Genomic DNA, 17,924 nt, shown 5'->3' with positions numbered 1-17,924 from the left:
CCCCTACGGGTGCGGGTTAGCTATCGCAGTGACATCAGTGAAAAGGTCGGGTCGCCGAGCGGCACGTCGGACAGATCCCGCCCCGCCGCCATCCAGCGCTTCGCCAGCTTGACGGTGCGCGCATCGTCGAACGCCACCAGCTGCGTCAGCCGCCCACTCTCGTCCAGCGAGAAGAACAGCGAATCTTCGCGCGCTACCGTTGTGCTCCCCGGCTGCGGAATGCCCAGGATCTGAATGTTGTGCTGGTATTGATCCGACCACAGCCACGGCGCGTCGTCGTAGCCCGGCGCATCGGGGTTGAGCATCGCTTTCGCCGTCGCCACCGCCTGATTTTGGGCAAACGCCCACGACTGAATGCACAGGCCGTAGCGATGGTGCTGGGCCACATCGCCCGCGGCAAAGATGAACGGATCGGACGTTCGCCCCTGGGCATCCACGACGATCCCGCGCTCGGTTTTCAGCCCCGCATCGCGGGCCAGCTCCAGGTTGAGATCGACGCCGATCCCCACCACCACCGCATCAAAGGTTTCACGCTGGCCGTCGCAGTGGATAACCGGCAGGCCGTTATCGTCCTCCAGCTCCAGCGCGCCGCAGCCGGTACGGATATCCACGCCCTGCTCGCGATGGAGTGCCTCTAAGCGCTGCGACACCTCGCCGCTTACCGAGCGCATACACAGCGCGGGCTGCTGCTCGAACAGGGTGACCGTCACGCCGCTCCTGCGCGCGGACGCGGCAATCTCCAGGCCGATCCAGCCGCCGCCGACAATCGCCAGAGTTTGGCTTTCCGCGAGACGCGCTTTAAGGCGCTGCGCGTCATGCCAGTGGCGCAGGGTATAGACCTGCGGATGCGCTGCCCACGCCTCACCCGGCAGGCGCGCCCGCCCTCCGGTGGCGATCAAAAGGATGTTGTAACTAAGGCGTTCACCGTTGCTCAAACGCACCGTTTTCGCCTCGCGGTCGATCTGCTCCGCGCGCAGCGGACGGCGCCAGGTCAGGTTCAGCGCCCGCTGCGCCTCGTCGGTAAACAGTCTCGGGAGCGCCGCGTCCGGCTCCAGCAGAGACGCTTTTGAAAGCGGAGGACGCTCGTAGAAATCCCACGCCTCTTCTGCCACCACGCAAATCTCGCCCTCGAAGCCTTCGTCGCGAAGGGTTTTCGCCGCCCAGCCGCCCGCCTGGCCGCCGCCGATAATGACAATGCGCGACGTCATACCGCCTCCGGCTTTTTCTGCTGGCGGCGCGTGTCGTGGTCAATCCCACCTTCCACCGCCCATTCGGTAAAGGAGACCAGCGAGTGCTCCAGCTCGCGCGGCTGCCAGTTCTCGGTCAGGTAGTCGTCGTTGGTGTAATACTCGAACGCGCCGCCGGTCGGGCTGTTGACGTACCAGAAGTACGCCGACGACACCGGATGGCGGCCCGGCCCGATAAAGGTGCTCCAGTCATTTTTATTCATCGCGATGCCGCCGCCGATCACCTCATGGATGTCGCGCACGGTGAAGGCCACGTGGTTCAGGCCGCGCCTGCGGTTCGGCAGCTGCAGCAGGAACAGGTTGTGATGGCCGCCGCGCGCGCCGCAGCGCAGGAACACGGCGCGGTTGATGTAGCGGTCAGAAACCTGGAAGCCGAGCACCTCGCGGTAGAACTTTTCTACCGCCGCCAGCTCCTCCACGAAGAACACCACGTGCCCTACGTTGATCGGCTGGGCGCGATCGTAAACCGGGCTGGGGGTGTCGATCCGGCGGGCGTCGCCCCACTGGTTAATCGGCTCGACGTTAAGCTCCACGTCGGTCTGCTGGGTCACCTGAACACGCAGCGTCATGCCGTTCGGGTCGAGGCACTCCAGCGCGTCGCCCACCTCGCGAAAGCCGGGCTGCTGCGCCAGCTTCGGGCGCAGCGCGTCCAAATCTGACCGGCTGGCAACCGCCCAGGTCATGCGGCGCAGGGTGTTGCCCGCCTCAAACGCCGGCGGCAGGTCGGGGCTGTCGATGGGGTTAAGCTCCACGCGCGCGCCGCTCAGGGTGGTAAAACGCTGGCCGCTGGCATCGCCCGTCAGGCCAAAATCACGCATAAATTTGGCGCAGTGCGTCAGGTCTTCTACGCCAAATTCCAGCTTTTCAATTCCGGTTACACTCATCGTTCGTTGCCTCATCTGGCCCAAATTGGGCGTAAAACATGCCCGACGCAGCAAAGCGCCTGACGTTAACTCACTGATTTAACTGGCCTGTGACAGATACCCTAAGAAGCCAGAAATTTTATCCGCCGCGAGGCGAACCTCGTTTTGCAGGCGCTCGCGGTCGGTCTGCGGGATCTCCTCCGACGGCACCAGAATGCTGACCACCGCCGCCACGCGTCCGCTTCGGTCATACACCGGGTAGACGATGGAGGAGATGCCGTGGCGGAAGAAGGATTCGCCGATCACGTACCCGCGGGCTTTGTCCTGCTGCACCATCTGCCACAGGGCTTCGCGATCGTGAAGCTGCCCCGGCGCGTTGCCCGGCAGGCGCTCGTGCGGGAACAGCTGTTCAAACTCGGCGCGGGAAATATCGGTCAGCAGCATACGGCCCAGCGAGGTGCAGTGCACCGGCAGGCGGGTGCCGATGCTGACCTGATTAATGCGCGATCCGGCGGCGCTGACGCGGGCGATGTAGATAATGTCGCGCCCGTCGCGGATCGCCAGGTGGCTGCTGCACTGGCTCAGGTCGCGCAGCTGCTCGATGACCGGCTGGCCAACCTGCGCCACGTCAAGCGAGGCGATGTACTCAAAGCCCAGGCGCAGCACGTTCATGCCCAGCGAGAAGGTGTTGGTGCGCGCGTTACGCTCCAGAAACCCCATATATTCCAGCGTCTGCACTACGCGGTAGGCGGTCGCCTTCGGCATATCCACCAGCCGGTGCAGCTCGGCAAAGGTCAGTTCGCGATGCTGCTCGCCAAAGGCCAACAGCAGCTGTAAACCGCGCTCCAGCCCCGGCACCAGATACTTCACTTCCCGATCGTTTGCCATCATCGCCATACCTCAGTTAAAGACAAAACCGCCGTTGACCGGGATCAGCTGTCCGGTGATGAACCGCGACAGATCGCTTAACAGCCAGACCACGCTGCCGGTGACGTCTTCCGGCTGCTGCGCCCCCGCGAGCGCGCGGCCGTTTTCGTAGAGCTGATGGCGTTCGGCGGGCACATATTCGGTTGCCTCGACGCGGGTCAGGCCCGGCGCGATGGCGTTGATTCGAATGCGCTTTTCGCCAAGCTCGCGCGCCATCGAGCGGGTCATGGCAATCACTGCGCCCTTGCTGGCGACGTAGGCCATCAGGCGCGGCGCGCCCCACAGCGCGGTGTCGGACGCCACGTTCACAATGCCCGCCCCTTCGCGAAGCAGCGGCACCGCGGCGCGCGTGACCAGCCAGGTGCCTTTGACGTTCACGCTCATCACGCGGTCCCACAGGTCCGGATCGTAATCGAGCATATTTTTGCCGCCCACGCCGGTCGCCATCGCCGCGTTGTTGACCAGGCCGTCAATCGGCCCCTGCTCGCCAATGGCGCTAAACGCCTGCTCAATAGAATGCGGATCGGCCAGATCGATAGCGTGCGATTCGATCGCATAGCCCTGCTCGCTCAGCCCGTGGGCGCTTTCGGCCAGCTCGCCCTGGAGGATGTCGCACATCACTACCTTCGCACCCTGCTCCGCGCAGGCTTTGGCAAAGTGGTAGCCCAGCCCGCGCGCGGCGCCGGTCACCACGATGCGCTTTCCGCTCAGCAGCCCGTTCATCAGGCGGCACCCTGCTGTTCTTCGCGCGCGGCCATCTGCTCTTTTGCGGCCTTTTGCATCATGCGGCGCAGGCGGGAAAGGCCAACGTCGTGCTGGTAGAGATATTCATGGTCGCGGGCGTTTGGGGCCAGGCTTTCCAGCACCACGCGGTCCTGCTCCAGCACTTCCCAGTGCAGTTTTTCCAGACGGTTGCGGTACATGAAGCGCCACATATCGCGCTGCCAGCCCTGCACGCGGCGGATGCGCCAGAAGAAGACGCGGCAGTTGTCGTTATCTTCCGGCACCACCATGCCGACGATGAAGAAGTGGCCGCCAGGTCCGAAGCGCTTCTTGTACGGAATGGAGAGGCGCATCCAGCAGGTGCCGCTGTTGCCCAGCTCCACCCAGTCGAAGTTGACGCCGCTCTGCCCTTTTTTCTCGAAAATAAAGCCGGTTTTGGTCGGCTGGAGCACCATGTCGGCCTTGCGATCCCCTTCCGCCATCGAGTGCGAGGACGAATGCAGATAGGTGCCGTGCATCGGGTCCATCACGTTTTCCAGCGCATACTGGTAGTTGCACTTCCACGCGGCGGTGCAGAGGAAGTTGCTGAAGTTCTCCGTGTCGGCAAGTTCATCCGGGAAGGTCAGCTCGTCCGGCTGCTGGTCAGCGGTAACGCCGAACCAGAGGAAGATGGCGCCGTGCGCCTCCTGCACGTTATAGCTGCGCACGCACTGCTGGCCGACCAGCGGGCATTTGTCCACGGCGGGCACGTCCTTTACTTCGCCGTTGCCCGCCACCTCCACGCCGTGATACCAGCAGGCGATGCGGTCGCCGAGGTTCCAGCCCATCGACAGGCGCGCGCCGCGGTGCGGGCAGCGGTCTTCCAGCGCCTGCAGCTGGCCGTCTTTGTTGCGCCAGACCACAATCTGCTCGCCCAGGCGGGTGATGCCCACAGGAGCAGACTGCACTTCCCAGCTTGCCAGTACCGGATACCAGAGGCCGCGCAGGCCTTTATCGAGATAGTTTTGTACGGTCGTCGTCATCGCGTTGCCCTCAGTAGCCGTTAACCTGTAAGAATGCCTGGAAGCTGGCGTCGCTCCACGGCTCGCCCTGCTGGTCGTGCATGCGCACCGCGTTCAGCCCGTTGACCAGCTCCGGTAGGGTTTCAACGCCCTGTTCAAAGAGTTCTTCCAGCGTGGCGATAAGATTCACTTCCCAGCTTTCCGGCTCGCGGCTGCGGGTCTGCCAGATCAGGTTGGTGTAATCACCCGGCTTGTGGATTGCGCCGTTACCGCCCTCTGCCGGCGGGGTAAACTGGCGGCTTTCCGGCAGCGCCGGGTTAAAATTCAGGGTGTCGCTCATGCCACCGTCTCCTCAACGAAGGTTATCTGGATTTGATTTTCAAAGACCCGTACCGGGTAGCGGTTGAGGTTCCGGCCGCCGGGACCGTGCAGGCACTGGCCGGTTTTAACGTCGAATACCGCCTCATGCAGGGGACATTCAACTTTTCCGTCCTCCACAAAGCCCTGGCTCAGCAGGGCATAAGCGTGCGGGCATACGTCTTCCAGCGCGTAATATTCACCGTCAATCAGGTAAACGCCGATCTCTTTGCCGTCTACGCTGCCGCTAAAAGGGAAATCTTCCTGTACTTGTTCTGCGTCACATACGCCTATCCAGCTCATCACGATCCTCCAGGCTTTTGTTTCATATATGAAACTCTGTTTCTTATTTAATACGGTCAATATAAAAGCGATGAATGTTTCGTCAAGCGCAAGTGTGAAGAATTTGTTAATCGATCGGCAATTAATTAACTAAGTGTGCAAAGGATCACGAAAAAATGCAGCGATATGAAATTTTCATTATTACGCCGTGATAAATACGATTTCTTAATGGCCTGTCATTTTTAATAAAACATATTGACTTCTTTTCTTTTTGTTCCTTAAAAATAAAGTAACGTCACATCTTCAGTGTTTCACCTGTGAAACTTAATTTTTATTTATTGTTAATAAACAATGAGTTTCACCCATGAACCATTTTAGCCCCGTGACAATCACACTGATAAAAATATAAACAGATAAAAGCGTAAGGCGGGCATGATGACGGCAAGATGGCAAGGCACAATCGCACTGTTATTACTGATTATTATTTCCTACATCGACCGGGTAAATATCTCGGTAATGATTTTAAATCCGGAATTTGCCGAACATTTTCAGCTAAATGAAAACAGAATGTTACAGGGAATGCTGATGACCTGCTTTCTGCTGGGTTATGGCTTTTCGGCTTTATTATTAACGCCGGTTATTGAAAGCAAGCTCCATTACCGGCAGGGATTGTTAAGCAGCATTGCGATTTGGGCCGTGGTCTGCGCGGTTTCACCGCTGCTTGGCTCGCTGATGGGGATGCTCGTCGCACGCCTGATTTTAGGCATTGCCGAAGGGCCGCTCTTTTCGCTGAAAACGCGCTTTATCAGCGATAACTTTAGCGCGCAAGAGATCGGCAAACCCAACGCCGTCACCGCGCTGGGCGTCTCTCTCGGGCTGGCCGTGGGCTTTCCGCTGGTCACCTGGCTGATGGCGAATCTGGGCTGGGCCGGGTCTTTTTACGCGCTGGCGGTGATGAATCTGGTGCTGGGCGGCGGGCTCATCTGGCGTTTTCTGCCCGCGCCGCGTAGCCCGGTGACGATGAAAAAACCGGGGTTTGTTCGCACCTTCACGCTGGCCTGGCAAACGCCGCTGCTGGGCAGGATCCTGCTGGTTGAAATCGCCACGCTGAGCTATCTGTGGGGCAGCAGCGCGTGGCTGCCCGCATGGCTGCGTGATGAACACCACTTCTCGCTGCACGCGACGGGCATGCTTGCGGCCATTCCCTTCCTGCTGAGCCTGGGGTCAAAGTTTCTGGGCGGCGTGCTGCTCGACAAAATGCGTCCGGAGCAGGCCCCGGTGCTGTTTGTGGTGGGCGGCACGCTGACGGCACTCTCCGTGGTAGCCCTGATGCTCAGCCATCAGCCCGCATGGCTCGCGCTGTTTATGCTGTCTGCCAACGTGTTCTGGGGGCTTCAGGGGGCGGCTATTCCTGCGGTGATCCAGCATCACGCCGCGCGGGAGGCGGTGGGCAGCGCGTACGGCATTATTAATGGGATCGGCAATATCTGCGCGGCGTTTATTCCGCTGCTGATGGGGATGGTGATGAAATCGGTGGGGTCGGTAAGCTCAGGCTTTTCGGTTCTGGTGGTGTCGCAGGTTATCACCCTGCTGGCGGGCGGAATGCTGCTGCTGCGCATGCGTCGCGCAGCAGCAGTGAGCGCGTAAGGCTTATTCGCCTTTTTTCGCCGCCTGAATGTAGAGCATTTCCAGCGCCAGGGTCGCCGCGGCCAGCGCGGTGATCTCGGACTGGTCATAGGCCGGAGCCACTTCTACCACGTCCATTCCGACGATGTTCAGATCCTTCAGGCCGCGGACCAGCTTGATCGCGCGGTCTGAGGTCAGGCCGCCGATGACCGGGGTACCGGTACCAGGTGCAAACGCCGGATCCAGGCAGTCGATGTCAAAGGTCAGGTAGACAGGCATGTCGCCGACGATCTGCTTAACCTGAGCCAGAATATCGTCCACGCCGCGATCGTTAACCTGGCCCGCGTCCAGCACGGTGAAGCCGTTGTCTTTGTCGAACTCTGTGCGGATACCGATCTGCACCGAGTGGTTCGGGTCGATCAGGCCTTCGTTCGGCGCGGTGTAGAACATGGTGCCGTGGTCGAACTCACAGCCGTTCGCATAAGTGTCGGTATGCGCATCAAAGTGCACAAGCGCCATTTTACCGAAGTGCTTTGCGTGGGCGCGCAGCAGCGGCAGGGTCACGAAGTGGTCACCGCCGAAGGAGAGCATGCGCTTGCCGGCTGCCAGCAGCTTCTCGGCGTGCGCCTGCAGCTTTTCACTCATTTCACGCGCGTCGCCGAAGGCGTACACCAGGTCACCGCAGTCCACCACGTTCAGGCGCTCGCGCATGTCGAAGTTCCACGGGAAGCGGTTGTGCTCCCATGCCAGGTTAGTAGACACCTGACGGATTGCTGCCGGGCCGTGACGCCCGCCCGCGCGACCGGACGTTGCCATGTCGAACGGTACGCCGGTGATCACCCAGTCAGCGTCGCTGTCGTACGGCTGGAAGTTCATTGGAAGGCGTAAAAAACCAAACGCGTTAGATACCAGAGAGTTATCGTACTGATGACCTAAAGTGCTCATGTCCTGACCTCTTATAAAGTCGATACATTAAAAACAGATGAAAAAAAATCCCTTCCGCGTCGTTAAGCCCGACGAGGAAGGGATTGATTCGTAAATCGCTAATTGGGGCGAATTATCGCCGGTAATTCATACGGGTTCAAGAGAGTATAGGGCATTGTGCGGTCTTTGCCCCTCACCCTAACCCTCTCCCCAAAGGGGAGAGGGAAATTGAACACCCTCTCCCCTTTGGGGAGAGGGCTGGGGTGAGGGGAAAGGCGGATGCCTTACTCGTCTTCCAGGTAGGTGTACCCGTACAGACCCGCTTCAAACTCTTCCAGGAACTGCTGCTGCAGCGCGTCGTCCAGACCGGTGTTTTTCACCTGGTCGCGGAACTGGGTGAGCAGTTTTTTCGGATCCAGCTGAACGTATTCGAGCATGTCCGCCACGGTGTCCCCTTCATCAGACAGCTCAACTTCCACGTTGCCGTCAGGGAAGACGAACACGTCAACCGCTTCGGTATCACCGAACAGGTTGTGCATGTTGCCGAGGATCTCCTGATACGCGCCGACCATAAAGAAGCCCAGCATCGGCGGGTTCTCCGGGTCGTACTCCGGCATTGGCATCGTCGTTGCAATACCGTCGCCGTCAACGTAGTGGTCGATAGCGCCGTCAGAGTCGCAGGTGATGTCCAGCAGCACCGCACGACGTTCCGGAGCGTGGTTCAGCCCTTCCAGCGGCAGAACAGGGAACAGCTGGTCGATACCCCAGGCATCCGGCATCGACTGGAACAGCGAGAAGTTGACGTACATTTTGTCCGCCATACGCTCCTGCAGCTCGTCGATAATCGGACGGTGCGCGCGGTTGCTCGGGTCGAGCTGCTTCTGCACTTCATGGCACATGTTGAGATAGAGCTGCTCCGCCCACGCGCGCTCCTGCAGGCTAAAGGTGCCTGAAGAGTAGCCCACGTGAATATCGTGCAGGTCCATCTGGCTGTCGTGCAGCCATTCACGCAGGGAACGTCGCGTGCCCGGCTCGTGCATCTCCTGCCAGGTTTCCCACATGCTTTGCAGGGAACGCGGGGCATCGTCTGCCGGAGGCGTCGCTTCGGTGATTTCGCTACGCTCAACGCCGATGATATTAGAGACCAGCACCGTATGGTGCGCGGTCACCGCGCGGCCGGATTCGGTGATCACCGTCGGGTGCGGCAGGCCGTTCTCTTCACAGGCATCGCCAATCGCCCAGATGATGTTGTTAGCGTATTCGTTCAGGCCGTAGTTCACGGAGCAGTCGGACTGCGAGCGGGTACCTTCGTAGTCCACGCCCAGGCCGCCGCCCACGTCGAAGCACTGAATATTCACGCCGAGCTTGTGCAGCTCAACGTAGAAACGCGCCGATTCACGCACGCCGGTGGCGATGTCGCGAATGTTGGCCATCTGCGAGCCGAGGTGGAAGTGCAGCAGCTGAATGCTGTCCAGACGACCGCGCTCGCGCAGGATTTCCACCAGCTGAAGCACCTGGTTCGCCGCAAGGCCGAACTTGGATTTTTCGCCGCCGGAGGACTGCCATTTACCGGAACCCTGCGACGCCAGACGCGCACGCACGCCGAGGCGCGGGATGACGTTCAGACGCTCGGCCTCTTCCAGCACGATAGCGATTTCGGTCATCTTCTCGATAACCAGATAGACCTTGTGGCCCATCTTTTCGCCAATCAGCGCCAGTCGAATGTATTCACGGTCTTTATAGCCGTTACAGACGATCACCGAACGGGTCATGCCCGCGTGCGCCAGAACGGCCATCAGTTCCGCTTTAGAGCCTGCTTCCAGGCCCAGCGGTTCGCCGGAGTGGATCAGGGATTCAATCACGCGGCGGTGCTGGTTGACCTTGATCGGGTAAACCAGGAAGTAGTCGCCTTTATAGCCGTAGGATTCACGCGCGCGCTTGAAGGCGGCGTTGATGGAACGCAGGCGATGTTGCAGGATCTGCGGGAAGCAGAACAGTGCAGGCAAACGCTGGCCCTGCGCTTCACGGGCTTTCACCAGCTTGGCGAGATCCACGCGCGCGTCAGGAACGTCAGGGTCCGGGCAAACGCTGATGTGGCCCAGCTCGTTGACGTCGTAGTAGTTATTGCCCCACCAGGCAATATTGTAGGTGCGCAGCATCTTGCTGGCTTCCTCGGAGCTCATCGCAACCTCCTGCATAGAACGTAGTACACCCTGTTCGCCCGCTGACGAAGGCGAAAAAGAAGACATGTCGTCAGACATAGCGAACCTCAACTCTTTGTATTAAGTGTAAAACAGTTGACTACTATCGCAGCGTTATACGGCGATAACAACCCATAAACGGCTCCGTTTCCCAGCAGAGTATGCTGAAATCCAGACCGTGCGACCGGTTTCTTATTCATATCATTGTAAAACACGTATCCGAACTCTGTATGACAGGTTCGGCGAAACCACGAGAAAACTCTTGTATAAACAAGAGCGCCCTTGTTCAGTTTTTCAGAGCACGCAAGCGTCTCTGAAGATCCTGAGAAGCGCCGAGATGGGTCTAACATCGGCAGGTTTGCAGACTAAAATGCGGGTTGCGCGATCGCGTTCCGCGCGCCGCGTTTTATACCGAGAAGGTGGCTAAAAAGCAAAACAAAAATGCGCCCGTTGCCAGCGCCGTCAGGAAATATTTCCAGCCGTGTTTTCAACGCAGTGAGAGGTGAGTCAAAAAAAACTGGAAATCGGGTGAAGAAGTGACCTAAAATAGACGTCCAGATGTTAATCCATCCATACTGATTAACACTCAGACTGCCAGTGTCAAAATCCTGCAGGCCTTGGTAGAATTATCTCCTATGGCTATTCCACACAGCAGCTTGAGCTAACCAAATTCCTCTTAGGTGAAATAAAAAATGGCAAAACACCTGTTTACGTCCGAGTCCGTATCAGAAGGACATCCTGATAAAATTGCTGACCAAATCTCCGATGCGGTGCTGGATGCGATCCTGACCCAGGATCCTAAAGCGCGCGTAGCGTGTGAAACCTATGTCAAAACCGGCATGGTTCTGGTTGGCGGTGAGATCACCACCAGCGCATGGGTTGATATCGAAGAGATCACCCGCAACACGGTGCGTGAGATCGGTTATGTACATTCTGATATGGGCTTTGATGCCAATTCATGTGCGGTACTGAGCGCCATCGGCAAGCAGTCCCCGGACATTAACCAGGGCGTTGACCGTGCCGATCCGCTGGAACAGGGCGCAGGCGACCAGGGCCTGATGTTCGGCTACGCGACCAACGAAACCGACGTGCTGATGCCAGCACCTGTCACCTACGCACACCGTCTGGTGCAGCGTCAGGCTGAAGTGCGTAAAAACGGCTCCCTGCCGTGGCTGCGCCCGGATGCGAAAAGCCAGGTCACCTTCCAGTACGACGACGGTAAAATCGTCGGTATTGATGCGGTGGTTCTCTCTACCCAGCACTCTGAAGATATTGACCAGAAATCCCTGCAGGAAGCAGTGATGGAAGAGATCATCAAGCCGGTTCTGCCGACCGAATGGCTGAGCTCTGCGACAAAATTCTTCATCAACCCAACCGGACGCTTCGTTATCGGCGGACCAATGGGCGACTGCGGCCTGACCGGTCGTAAAATTATCGTTGATACCTACGGCGGTATGGCGCGTCACGGTGGCGGCGCGTTCTCCGGTAAAGACCCGTCTAAAGTTGACCGCTCTGCCGCATACGCTGCACGTTATGTTGCGAAAAACATCGTTGCTGCAGGCCTGGCTGACCGCTGTGAGATTCAGGTTTCCTACGCAATCGGCGTGGCGGAACCCACCTCCATCATGGTTGAAACCTTCGGTACTGAAAAAGTGCCTTCAGAACAGCTGACCCTGCTGGTGCGCGAGTTCTTCGACCTGCGTCCATACGGCCTGATTCAGATGCTGGATCTGCTGCACCCAATCTACAAGGAAACCGCGGCATACGGTCACTTTGGTCGTGAACATTTCCCATGGGAAAAAACCGACAAAGCCGCCCTGCTGCGTGATGCTGCCGGTCTGAAGTAATCGACTCGCAGCGTTAAACAGGCCAGCCTTTGTGCTGGCCTTTTTTGTGTCGGGTGGCAGCTGCGCCTTACCCGGTAATATTTGAAACCGTTTACACCACGCCAAATATATCCCGCTTTCAGAATAATCCCTTTGCGCGATCGCCTTTCTTCTGCTGTTACATTTCATTTCAGTTAAGTCTGAAATTGAAATAAACGCGATGCGCATCACCGCTTTTACCTCTATATTTTCAAAGCTTTAATAATATTTACGGTTGCACGTTAGTGTAACCGATTACACCAATGTGATTTGTCTCACATATTTTTACGGATCACTCACCTACCCTTAACATCGACAAAACTGATAACCCAACTGGAGGGCATAATGCCTGACAATAAAAAACAGGGGCGTACGTCCAACAAGGCGATGACCTTCTTCGTCTGCTTCCTCGCAGCCCTGGCAGGATTACTCTTTGGCCTGGATATCGGCGTGATTGCCGGTGCACTACCCTTCATTACCGACGAGTTCCAGATTAGCGCTCACACCCAGGAGTGGGTCGTAAGCTCCATGATGTTTGGTGCGGCCGTCGGTGCCGTCGGCAGCGGCTGGCTCTCCTTCAAGCTCGGGCGTAAAAAGAGCCTGATGATCGGCGCGATCCTGTTCGTTGCCGGTTCGCTGTTCTCTGCCGCCGCACCGAACGTTGAAGTGCTGCTGGTCTCCCGCGTGCTGCTCGGCCTGGCCGTTGGCGTCGCGTCGTATACTGCTCCGCTGTACCTGTCTGAAATCGCGCCGGAGAAAATCCGCGGCAGCATGATTTCGATGTATCAGCTGATGATCACCATCGGTATTCTGGGTGCCTATCTCTCGGATACCGCCTTTAGCTACAGCGGCGCATGGCGCTGGATGCTGGGCGTTATCATCATCCCGGCCATTCTGCTGCTGATTGGCGTGTTCTTCCTGCCGGACAGCCCGCGCTGGTTTGCCGCCAAACGCCGCTTCCACGACGCGGAACGCGTGCTGCTGCGCCTGCGCGATACCAGCGCAGAGGCCAAAAACGAGCTGGAAGAGATCCGCGAAAGCCTGCAGGTGAAGCAGTCCGGCTGGGCGCTGTTCAAAGAGAACAGCAACTTCCGCCGCGCGGTGTTCCTTGGCGTGCTCCTGCAGGTGATGCAGCAGTTCACCGGGATGAACGTCATCATGTACTACGCGCCAAAAATCTTTGAGCTGGCGGGGTATACCAATACCACCGAGCAGATGTGGGGCACCGTTATCGTCGGCCTGACCAACGTGCTGGCGACCTTTATCGCTATCGGCCTGGTTGACCGCTGGGGACGCAAGCCAACGCTCACGCTGGGCTTCCTGGTGATGGCCGTCGGGATGGGCGTGCTCGGCACCATGATGCATGTAGGCATTCACTCACCGAGCGCACAGTACTTTGCCGTGGCAATGCTGCTGATGTTTATCGTCGGATTTGCGATGAGCGCCGGTCCGCTGATTTGGGTGCTGTGCTCTGAAATCCAGCCGCTGAAGGGACGTGATTTTGGTATCACCTGCTCTACCGCGACCAACTGGATTGCCAACATGATCGTCGGCGCAACGTTCCTGACCATGCTCAACACCCTGGGCAACGCCAACACCTTCTGGGTCTACTCTGGTCTGAACCTGTTCTTTATTGTTCTGACTATCTGGCTGGTTCCAGAAACCAAACACGTTTCGCTGGAACACATCGAACGTAACCTGATGAAAGGTCGTCCGCTGCGCGAGATTGGCGCACACGACTAATCACCCTGTCGGGGAGGTGCCTCTTGCGCCTCCCCGCTTCGCGCTTTATGCTCTGCCCCTATGAAAGCTCCCCGTCTCCCCATCGCCATTCAGCAAGCCGTTATGCGCAGCCTGCGGGAAAAACTTGCCCAGGCCAACCTGAAGCTTGGCCGCAATTACCCTGAGCCAAAGCTCGTCTATCAGCAGCGCGGCACCTCTGCCGGAACGGCCTGGCTGGAATCCTATGAGATCCGCCTGAATCCGGTGCTGATGATGGAAAACCAGCAGGCGTTTATCGATGAAGTGGTTCCTCACGAGCTGGCGCATCTTCTGGTGTGGAAGCATTTTGGCCGCGTGGCGCCGCACGGGAAAGAGTGGAAGTGGATGATGGAAGCCGTGCTTGGCGTTCCGGCTCGCCGCACCCATCAGTTCGAGCTTGAATCAGTACGCACCAATACGTTCCCCTACCGCTGCCGGTGCCAGCAGCATCAGCTTACCGTCCGGCGCCATAACCGCGTGGTGCGCGGTGAAGCGACCTACCGCTGCGTAAAGTGCGGCGAACCGCTGGTTGCAGAGTAACTATAAGAACTATCAGGAACTTTCCTGATCTGACTGATTGCATACAGAAACAACATTCGTTACGTTGCGGGCTCGTTTTGACACGGAGTGTAAGATGTCCCGTAATTTCTCTCTCGCGGTTGCCTTCCTGGCGACGGCGCTCTCCGGCCACGCTCTGGCCGACGGTATTCACAGTTTCTCCCAGGCTAAGGCCGCGGGCGTTAAGGTTAACGCCGATGTACCCGGCGATTTTTACTGCGGCTGCAAAATTAACTGGCAGGGCAAGAAGGGCGTTGTTGATCTCCAGTCCTGCGGCTATCAGGTACGCAAAAACGAGAACCGCGCCAGCCGAATTGAATGGGAACATGTGGTTCCGGCATGGCAGTTCGGCCATCAGCGCCAGTGCTGGCAGGATGGCGGACGCAAAAACTGTTCCAAAGATCCGGTCTACCGTCAGATGGAAAGCGATATGCACAACCTACAGCCTGCGGTGGGCGAAGTGAACGGCGATCGCGGCAACTTTATGTACAGCCAGTGGAACGGCGGCGAAGGCCAGTACGGACAGTGCGCCATGAAGGTGGATTTCAAAGAGAAGGTCGCTGAGCCACCGGCCCGCGCGCGCGGCAGCATTGCCCGCACCTATTTCTATATGCGCGACCGTTACGAACTCAACCTGTCCCGCCAGCAAACTCAGCTGTTTAATGCCTGGGACAAGCAGTATCCGGTGACGGAGTGGGAATGCCAGCGCGACGAACGCATCGCTAAAGTCCAGGGGAATCATAACCCTTACGTCCAGCGGGCTTGCCAGGCGCAAAAGAGCTAACCTACACTAGCGGCAATTCGCCTATATTGCATTACACACGGAATTTCTGACTATGCGCACTCCTCGCATCTACCACCCTGAACTGATTACCGCAGGCAGCGAAATAGCCCTGTCTGATGAAGCCGCCAACCACGTTGGCCGCGTGCTGCGCATGGGCGCAGGCCAGGCAATACAGCTGTTTGACGGGTCCAATCAGGTTTTCGACGCACATATCACCCGTGCGGATAAAAAAAGCGTGCACGTTAAGGTGCTGCGCGGCGACGTGGATGACCGTGAATCGCCGCTGCACATTCACCTGGGCCAGGTGATGTCGCGCGGTGAGAAGATGGAATTCACCATTCAGAAATCCATTGAACTGGGCGTAAGCCTCATTACGCCACTTTTTTCTGAGCGCTGTGGCGTTAAACTGGACGCGGAACGTCTGAACAAGAAAATCCAGCAGTGGCAGAAAATCGCCATTGCGGCGTGTGAACAGAGCGGCCGCAACCGTATTCCGGAGATCCGTCCGGCGATGGACCTGGAAGCCTGGTGTGCGGAAGAGGAGAGCGGCCTGAAGCTCAATCTCCATCCGCGCGCCAGCGCCAGCATCAATACGCTGCCGCTGCCCGTCGAGCGCGTACGCCTGCTGATTGGCCCGGAAGGCGGCCTGTCGGCTGACGAAATTGCGATGACGGCACGCTACCAGTTTACTGATATTCTGTTGGGACCTCGCGTTCTGCGCACTGAGACAACGGCACTCACAGCCATTACCGCGCTACAGGTACGGTTTGGCGATCTGGGTTGACCCATTAACGGAGAAGAACATGATCAAGCTCGGCATCGTGATGGACCCCATCGCAAACATTAACATCAAGAAAGATTCCAGCTTCGCCATGCTGCTGGAAGCACAGCGTCGCGGCTATGAGCTCCACTATATGGAGATGAACGATCTCTACCTGATCAACGGTGAAGCCCGCGCGCGTACCCGCATCGTTAACGTCGAGCAGAACTATGACAAATGGTACGACTTCGGCGCCGAGCAGGATATCCAGCTTGCCGATCTCGATGCGATCCTGATGCGCAAAGATCCGCCTTTCGATACCGAGTTCATCTACTGCACCTATATCCTTGAGCGCGCAGAAGAGAAAGGCACGCTGATCGTCAACAAGCCGCAGAGCCTGCGCGACTGTAACGAGAAGCTCTACACCGCCTGGTTCTCAGACCTGACGCCGGAAACACTGGTAACGCGCAGCAAGGCACAGCTAAAAGAGTTCTGGCAGAAGCACCGCGATATCATCATGAAGCCGCTGGACGGCATGGGCGGCGCGTCTATCTTCCGCGTGAAGGAAGGCGACCCGAACATTGGCGTGATTGCCGAAACCCTGACCGAGCTGGGCACGCGTTACTGCATGGCGCAGAACTATCTGCCTGCTATCGTCGACGGCGATAAGCGCGTGCTGGTAGTGGATGGCGAACCGGTGCCTTACTGCCTGGCGCGTATTCCGCAGGGCGGCGAAACCCGCGGTAACCTGGCGGCCGGCGGTCGCGGTGAGCCGCGTCCACTGACCGAAAGCGACTGGGAGATTGCCCGCCGCGTTGGCCCTACGCTGAAAGCCAAAGGCCTGATCTTCGTTGGCCTGGACATCATCGGCGATCGCCTGACCGAAGTGAACGTTACCAGCCCGACCTGCATTCGTGAAATTGAAGCGGAATTCCCGATTTCGATCACCGGAATGCTGATGGACGCTATCGAAAAACGTTTACAGAAATAACCTGTGACAGCGCCTGAGTTTGTCCCCATACTGGGCGCTGTCGCTTTTTAAACCAGGAAACAGTACCTCTGACAATGAATTTACAGCATCACTTTCTTATTGCCATGCCTGCTCTCCAGGACCCGATTTTCCGCCGCTCCGTAGTGTATATTTGTGAATATAATGAAGACGGCGCGATGGGGATCATCATCAACAAGCCGCTGGAAAACCTGCAGGTTGAAGGGATTCTGGACAAGCTGAAGATCGCCACTGAAGAGCGCCTGCCGGAGATCCGTCTCGATAAACCGGTAATGCTTGGCGGCCCGCTCGCTGAAGATCGTGGTTTTATCCTCCATACGCCGCCGATTTTCTCTTCCAGTATCCGCATCTCCGATAATACCGTTGTCACTACCTCTCGCGACGTGCTTGAAACGCTCGGAACCGCGAATCAGCCGTCTGAAGTGCTGGTTGCGCTGGGCTACGCCTCGTGGGAAAAAGGCCAGCTGGAACAAGAGATCCTCGATAACGCATGGCTGACGGCTCCTGCAGATATGAACATTCTGTTCAAAACCCCCATCGCCGATCGCTGGCGTGACGCGGCAAAACTGATTGGCATTGATATTCTGACCATGCCTGGCGTCGCGGGGCACGCATAATGAGCGGAACGCTTCTGGCCTTCGATTTCGGCACCAAAAGCATCGGCGTCGCCGTGGGTCAACGCATCACGGGCACAGCGCGCCCGTTGACGGCGCTAAAGGCCAGCGACGGCACGCCTGACTGGAACCTTATCGAACGCCTGCTGAAAGAGTGGCAGCCAGACGACGTGATCGTCGGGTTACCGCTGAACATGGACGGCACAGAACAGCCGCTCACCGCCCGCGCGCGCAAGTTCGCTAACAAAATTCACGGCCGCTTTGGCGTATCGGTCAAACTGCACGACGAGCGTCTGAGCACCGTCGAGGCGCGCGCTGGCCTGTTTGAGCACGGCGGCTTTCGGGCGCTGAACAAAGGCAGCGTGGATTCAGCCTCTGCCGTCATCATCCTCGAAAGCTATTTCGAACAGGGTTACTGAGCG

General features: G+C 58.1%; 19 protein-coding genes. 9 read left to right on the top strand and 10 right to left on the bottom strand.

Features of this window, described 5'->3' with window-relative positions; translation table 11 throughout:
• Window positions 1-20 precede the first annotated feature (20 nt).
• The 7 genes from D5067_RS03990 to D5067_RS03960 form a co-directional block, all read right to left on the bottom strand.
• Window positions 21-1,208, bottom strand: a complete 1,188-nt coding sequence (locus D5067_RS03990; RefSeq protein WP_119936184.1) for an NAD(P)/FAD-dependent oxidoreductase — start codon at window positions 1,206-1,208, stop codon at window positions 21-23.
• Window positions 1,205-2,131, bottom strand: coding sequence for a VOC family protein (locus tag D5067_RS03985; RefSeq protein WP_119936185.1), 927 nt, complete (start codon window positions 2,129-2,131; stop codon window positions 1,205-1,207). The genes D5067_RS03990 and D5067_RS03985 overlap by 4 nt, the downstream gene beginning before the upstream one ends.
• Window positions 2,132-2,209: 78 nt before the next feature.
• On the bottom strand, window positions 2,210-2,998 hold the full coding sequence (locus tag D5067_RS03980) for an IclR family transcriptional regulator (RefSeq protein WP_119936283.1): 789 nt from the start codon (window positions 2,996-2,998) through the stop codon (window positions 2,210-2,212).
• 12 nt (window positions 2,999-3,010) lie between these two features.
• On the bottom strand, window positions 3,011-3,760 hold the full coding sequence (locus D5067_RS03975; protein ID WP_119936186.1) for an SDR family oxidoreductase: 750 nt from the start codon (window positions 3,758-3,760) through the stop codon (window positions 3,011-3,013).
• Entirely contained in the window at window positions 3,760-4,782 is a 1,023-nt protein-coding gene (locus D5067_RS03970; protein ID WP_119936187.1) for a Rieske 2Fe-2S domain-containing protein, read from the bottom strand. Before D5067_RS03970 ends, D5067_RS03975 begins: the two co-directional genes overlap by 1 nt.
• A 10-nt stretch (window positions 4,783-4,792) precedes the next feature.
• The gene (locus D5067_RS03965) at window positions 4,793-5,101 is read right to left on the bottom strand and encodes a recombinase-like helix-turn-helix domain-containing protein (protein ID WP_119936188.1); all 309 of its coding nucleotides are present in this window, start codon (window positions 5,099-5,101) and stop codon (window positions 4,793-4,795) included.
• Window positions 5,098-5,421 carry a Rieske (2Fe-2S) protein gene (locus tag D5067_RS03960; RefSeq protein ID WP_023333340.1) on the bottom strand — a complete coding sequence of 108 codons (324 nt, stop codon included), beginning with the start codon at window positions 5,419-5,421 and terminating at the stop codon, window positions 5,098-5,100. Before D5067_RS03960 ends, D5067_RS03965 begins: the two co-directional genes overlap by 4 nt.
• Before the next feature lie 414 nt (window positions 5,422-5,835).
• On the opposite strand from D5067_RS03960, the gene D5067_RS03955 reads away from it, so the two are divergent.
• Entirely contained in the window at window positions 5,836-7,047 is a 1,212-nt protein-coding gene (locus D5067_RS03955; RefSeq protein WP_119936189.1) for an MFS transporter, read from the top strand.
• A gap of 3 nt (window positions 7,048-7,050) precedes the next feature.
• On the opposite strand, the gene speB is transcribed toward D5067_RS03955, so the two are convergent.
• From speB to yqgB, 3 genes are all read right to left on the bottom strand, one after another.
• On the bottom strand, window positions 7,051-7,971 hold the full coding sequence (speB, locus tag D5067_RS03950) for an agmatinase (protein ID WP_006811917.1): 921 nt from the start codon (window positions 7,969-7,971) through the stop codon (window positions 7,051-7,053).
• 263 nt (window positions 7,972-8,234) lie between these two features.
• On the bottom strand, window positions 8,235-10,211 hold the full coding sequence (gene speA / locus D5067_RS03945; RefSeq protein WP_119936190.1) for a biosynthetic arginine decarboxylase: 1,977 nt from the start codon (window positions 10,209-10,211) through the stop codon (window positions 8,235-8,237).
• An 8-nt stretch (window positions 10,212-10,219) separates the two neighbouring features.
• Window positions 10,220-10,351 (bottom strand): acid stress response protein YqgB, encoded by a 132-nt coding sequence (yqgB, locus tag D5067_RS03940; protein ID WP_127312443.1) that lies wholly within the window; start codon window positions 10,349-10,351, stop codon window positions 10,220-10,222.
• Between the two features lie 492 nt (window positions 10,352-10,843).
• On the opposite strand from yqgB, the gene metK reads away from it, so the two are divergent.
• The 8 genes from metK (at window position 10,844) to ruvX (ending at window position 17,921) form a co-directional block, all read left to right on the top strand.
• The gene (gene metK, locus D5067_RS03935) at window positions 10,844-11,998 is read left to right on the top strand and encodes a methionine adenosyltransferase (RefSeq protein WP_119936192.1); all 1,155 of its coding nucleotides are present in this window, start codon (window positions 10,844-10,846) and stop codon (window positions 11,996-11,998) included.
• A gap of 363 nt (window positions 11,999-12,361) precedes the next feature.
• Window positions 12,362-13,759 carry a galactose/proton symporter gene (gene galP / locus D5067_RS03930; protein WP_119936193.1) on the top strand — a complete coding sequence of 466 codons (1,398 nt, stop codon included), beginning with the start codon at window positions 12,362-12,364 and terminating at the stop codon, window positions 13,757-13,759.
• Between the two features lie 60 nt (window positions 13,760-13,819).
• Entirely contained in the window at window positions 13,820-14,317 is a 498-nt protein-coding gene (locus D5067_RS03925) for a SprT family zinc-dependent metalloprotease (RefSeq protein WP_119936194.1), read from the top strand.
• Between the two features lie 94 nt (window positions 14,318-14,411).
• Window positions 14,412-15,119: a deoxyribonuclease I gene (gene endA / locus D5067_RS03920; RefSeq protein ID WP_119936195.1), complete on the top strand. Its 708-nt coding sequence runs from the start codon at window positions 14,412-14,414 to the stop codon at window positions 15,117-15,119.
• A 52-nt stretch (window positions 15,120-15,171) separates the two neighbouring features.
• Window positions 15,172-15,903 (top strand): 16S rRNA (uracil(1498)-N(3))-methyltransferase, encoded by a 732-nt coding sequence (gene rsmE, locus D5067_RS03915; RefSeq protein WP_119936196.1) that lies wholly within the window; start codon window positions 15,172-15,174, stop codon window positions 15,901-15,903.
• Between the two features lie 19 nt (window positions 15,904-15,922).
• The gene (gene gshB / locus D5067_RS03910) at window positions 15,923-16,870 is read left to right on the top strand and encodes a glutathione synthase (RefSeq protein ID WP_119936197.1); all 948 of its coding nucleotides are present in this window, start codon (window positions 15,923-15,925) and stop codon (window positions 16,868-16,870) included.
• 74 nt (window positions 16,871-16,944) lie between these two features.
• Window positions 16,945-17,505, top strand: a complete 561-nt coding sequence (locus tag D5067_RS03905) for a YqgE/AlgH family protein (protein WP_119936198.1) — start codon at window positions 16,945-16,947, stop codon at window positions 17,503-17,505.
• Window positions 17,505-17,921, top strand: a complete 417-nt coding sequence (gene ruvX, locus D5067_RS03900; RefSeq protein WP_014171567.1) for a Holliday junction resolvase RuvX — start codon at window positions 17,505-17,507, stop codon at window positions 17,919-17,921. Before D5067_RS03905 ends, ruvX begins: the two co-directional genes overlap by 1 nt.
• The last annotated feature ends 3 nt before the right edge of the window (window positions 17,922-17,924 follow it).

Source organism: Enterobacter huaxiensis (genome assembly GCF_003594935.2).
In the GTDB taxonomy this organism is placed as follows: domain Bacteria; phylum Pseudomonadota; class Gammaproteobacteria; order Enterobacterales; family Enterobacteriaceae; genus Enterobacter; species Enterobacter huaxiensis.
This window is presented reverse-complemented; position numbering and strand designations above follow the sequence as displayed.

Bases quoted from the DNA above. Each gene is read 5' to 3' on its own strand.
- gshB (WP_119936197.1), top strand. From the start codon at position 15,923: ATGATCAAGCTCGGCATCGTGATGGACCCCATCGCAAACATTAACATC.
- endA (WP_119936195.1), top strand. From the start codon at position 14,412: ATGTCCCGTAATTTCTCTCTCGCGGTTGCCTTCCTGGCGACGGCGCTC.
- D5067_RS03965 (WP_119936188.1), bottom strand. From the start codon at position 5,101: ATGAGCGACACCCTGAATTTTAACCCGGCGCTGCCGGAAAGCCGCCAG.
- D5067_RS03960 (WP_023333340.1), bottom strand. From the start codon at position 5,421: ATGAGCTGGATAGGCGTATGTGACGCAGAACAAGTACAGGAAGATTTC.
- metK (WP_119936192.1), top strand. From the start codon at position 10,844: ATGGCAAAACACCTGTTTACGTCCGAGTCCGTATCAGAAGGACATCCT.
- speB (WP_006811917.1), bottom strand. From the start codon at position 7,971: ATGAGCACTTTAGGTCATCAGTACGATAACTCTCTGGTATCTAACGCG.
- ruvX (WP_014171567.1), top strand. From the start codon at position 17,505: ATGAGCGGAACGCTTCTGGCCTTCGATTTCGGCACCAAAAGCATCGGC.
- D5067_RS03925 (WP_119936194.1), top strand. From the start codon at position 13,820: ATGAAAGCTCCCCGTCTCCCCATCGCCATTCAGCAAGCCGTTATGCGC.
- D5067_RS03975 (WP_119936186.1), bottom strand. From the start codon at position 3,760: ATGAACGGGCTGCTGAGCGGAAAGCGCATCGTGGTGACCGGCGCCGCG.
- D5067_RS03970 (WP_119936187.1), bottom strand. From the start codon at position 4,782: ATGACGACGACCGTACAAAACTATCTCGATAAAGGCCTGCGCGGCCTC.
- rsmE (WP_119936196.1), top strand. From the start codon at position 15,172: ATGCGCACTCCTCGCATCTACCACCCTGAACTGATTACCGCAGGCAGC.
- D5067_RS03955 (WP_119936189.1), top strand. From the start codon at position 5,836: ATGACGGCAAGATGGCAAGGCACAATCGCACTGTTATTACTGATTATT.
- D5067_RS03990 (WP_119936184.1), bottom strand. From the start codon at position 1,208: ATGACGTCGCGCATTGTCATTATCGGCGGCGGCCAGGCGGGCGGCTGG.
- galP (WP_119936193.1), top strand. From the start codon at position 12,362: ATGCCTGACAATAAAAAACAGGGGCGTACGTCCAACAAGGCGATGACC.
- D5067_RS03980 (WP_119936283.1), bottom strand. From the start codon at position 2,998: ATGGCAAACGATCGGGAAGTGAAGTATCTGGTGCCGGGGCTGGAGCGC.
- yqgB (WP_127312443.1), bottom strand. From the start codon at position 10,351: ATGAATAAGAAACCGGTCGCACGGTCTGGATTTCAGCATACTCTGCTG.
- speA (WP_119936190.1), bottom strand. From the start codon at position 10,211: ATGTCTGACGACATGTCTTCTTTTTCGCCTTCGTCAGCGGGCGAACAG.
- D5067_RS03985 (WP_119936185.1), bottom strand. From the start codon at position 2,131: ATGAGTGTAACCGGAATTGAAAAGCTGGAATTTGGCGTAGAAGACCTG.
- D5067_RS03905 (WP_119936198.1), top strand. From the start codon at position 16,945: ATGAATTTACAGCATCACTTTCTTATTGCCATGCCTGCTCTCCAGGAC.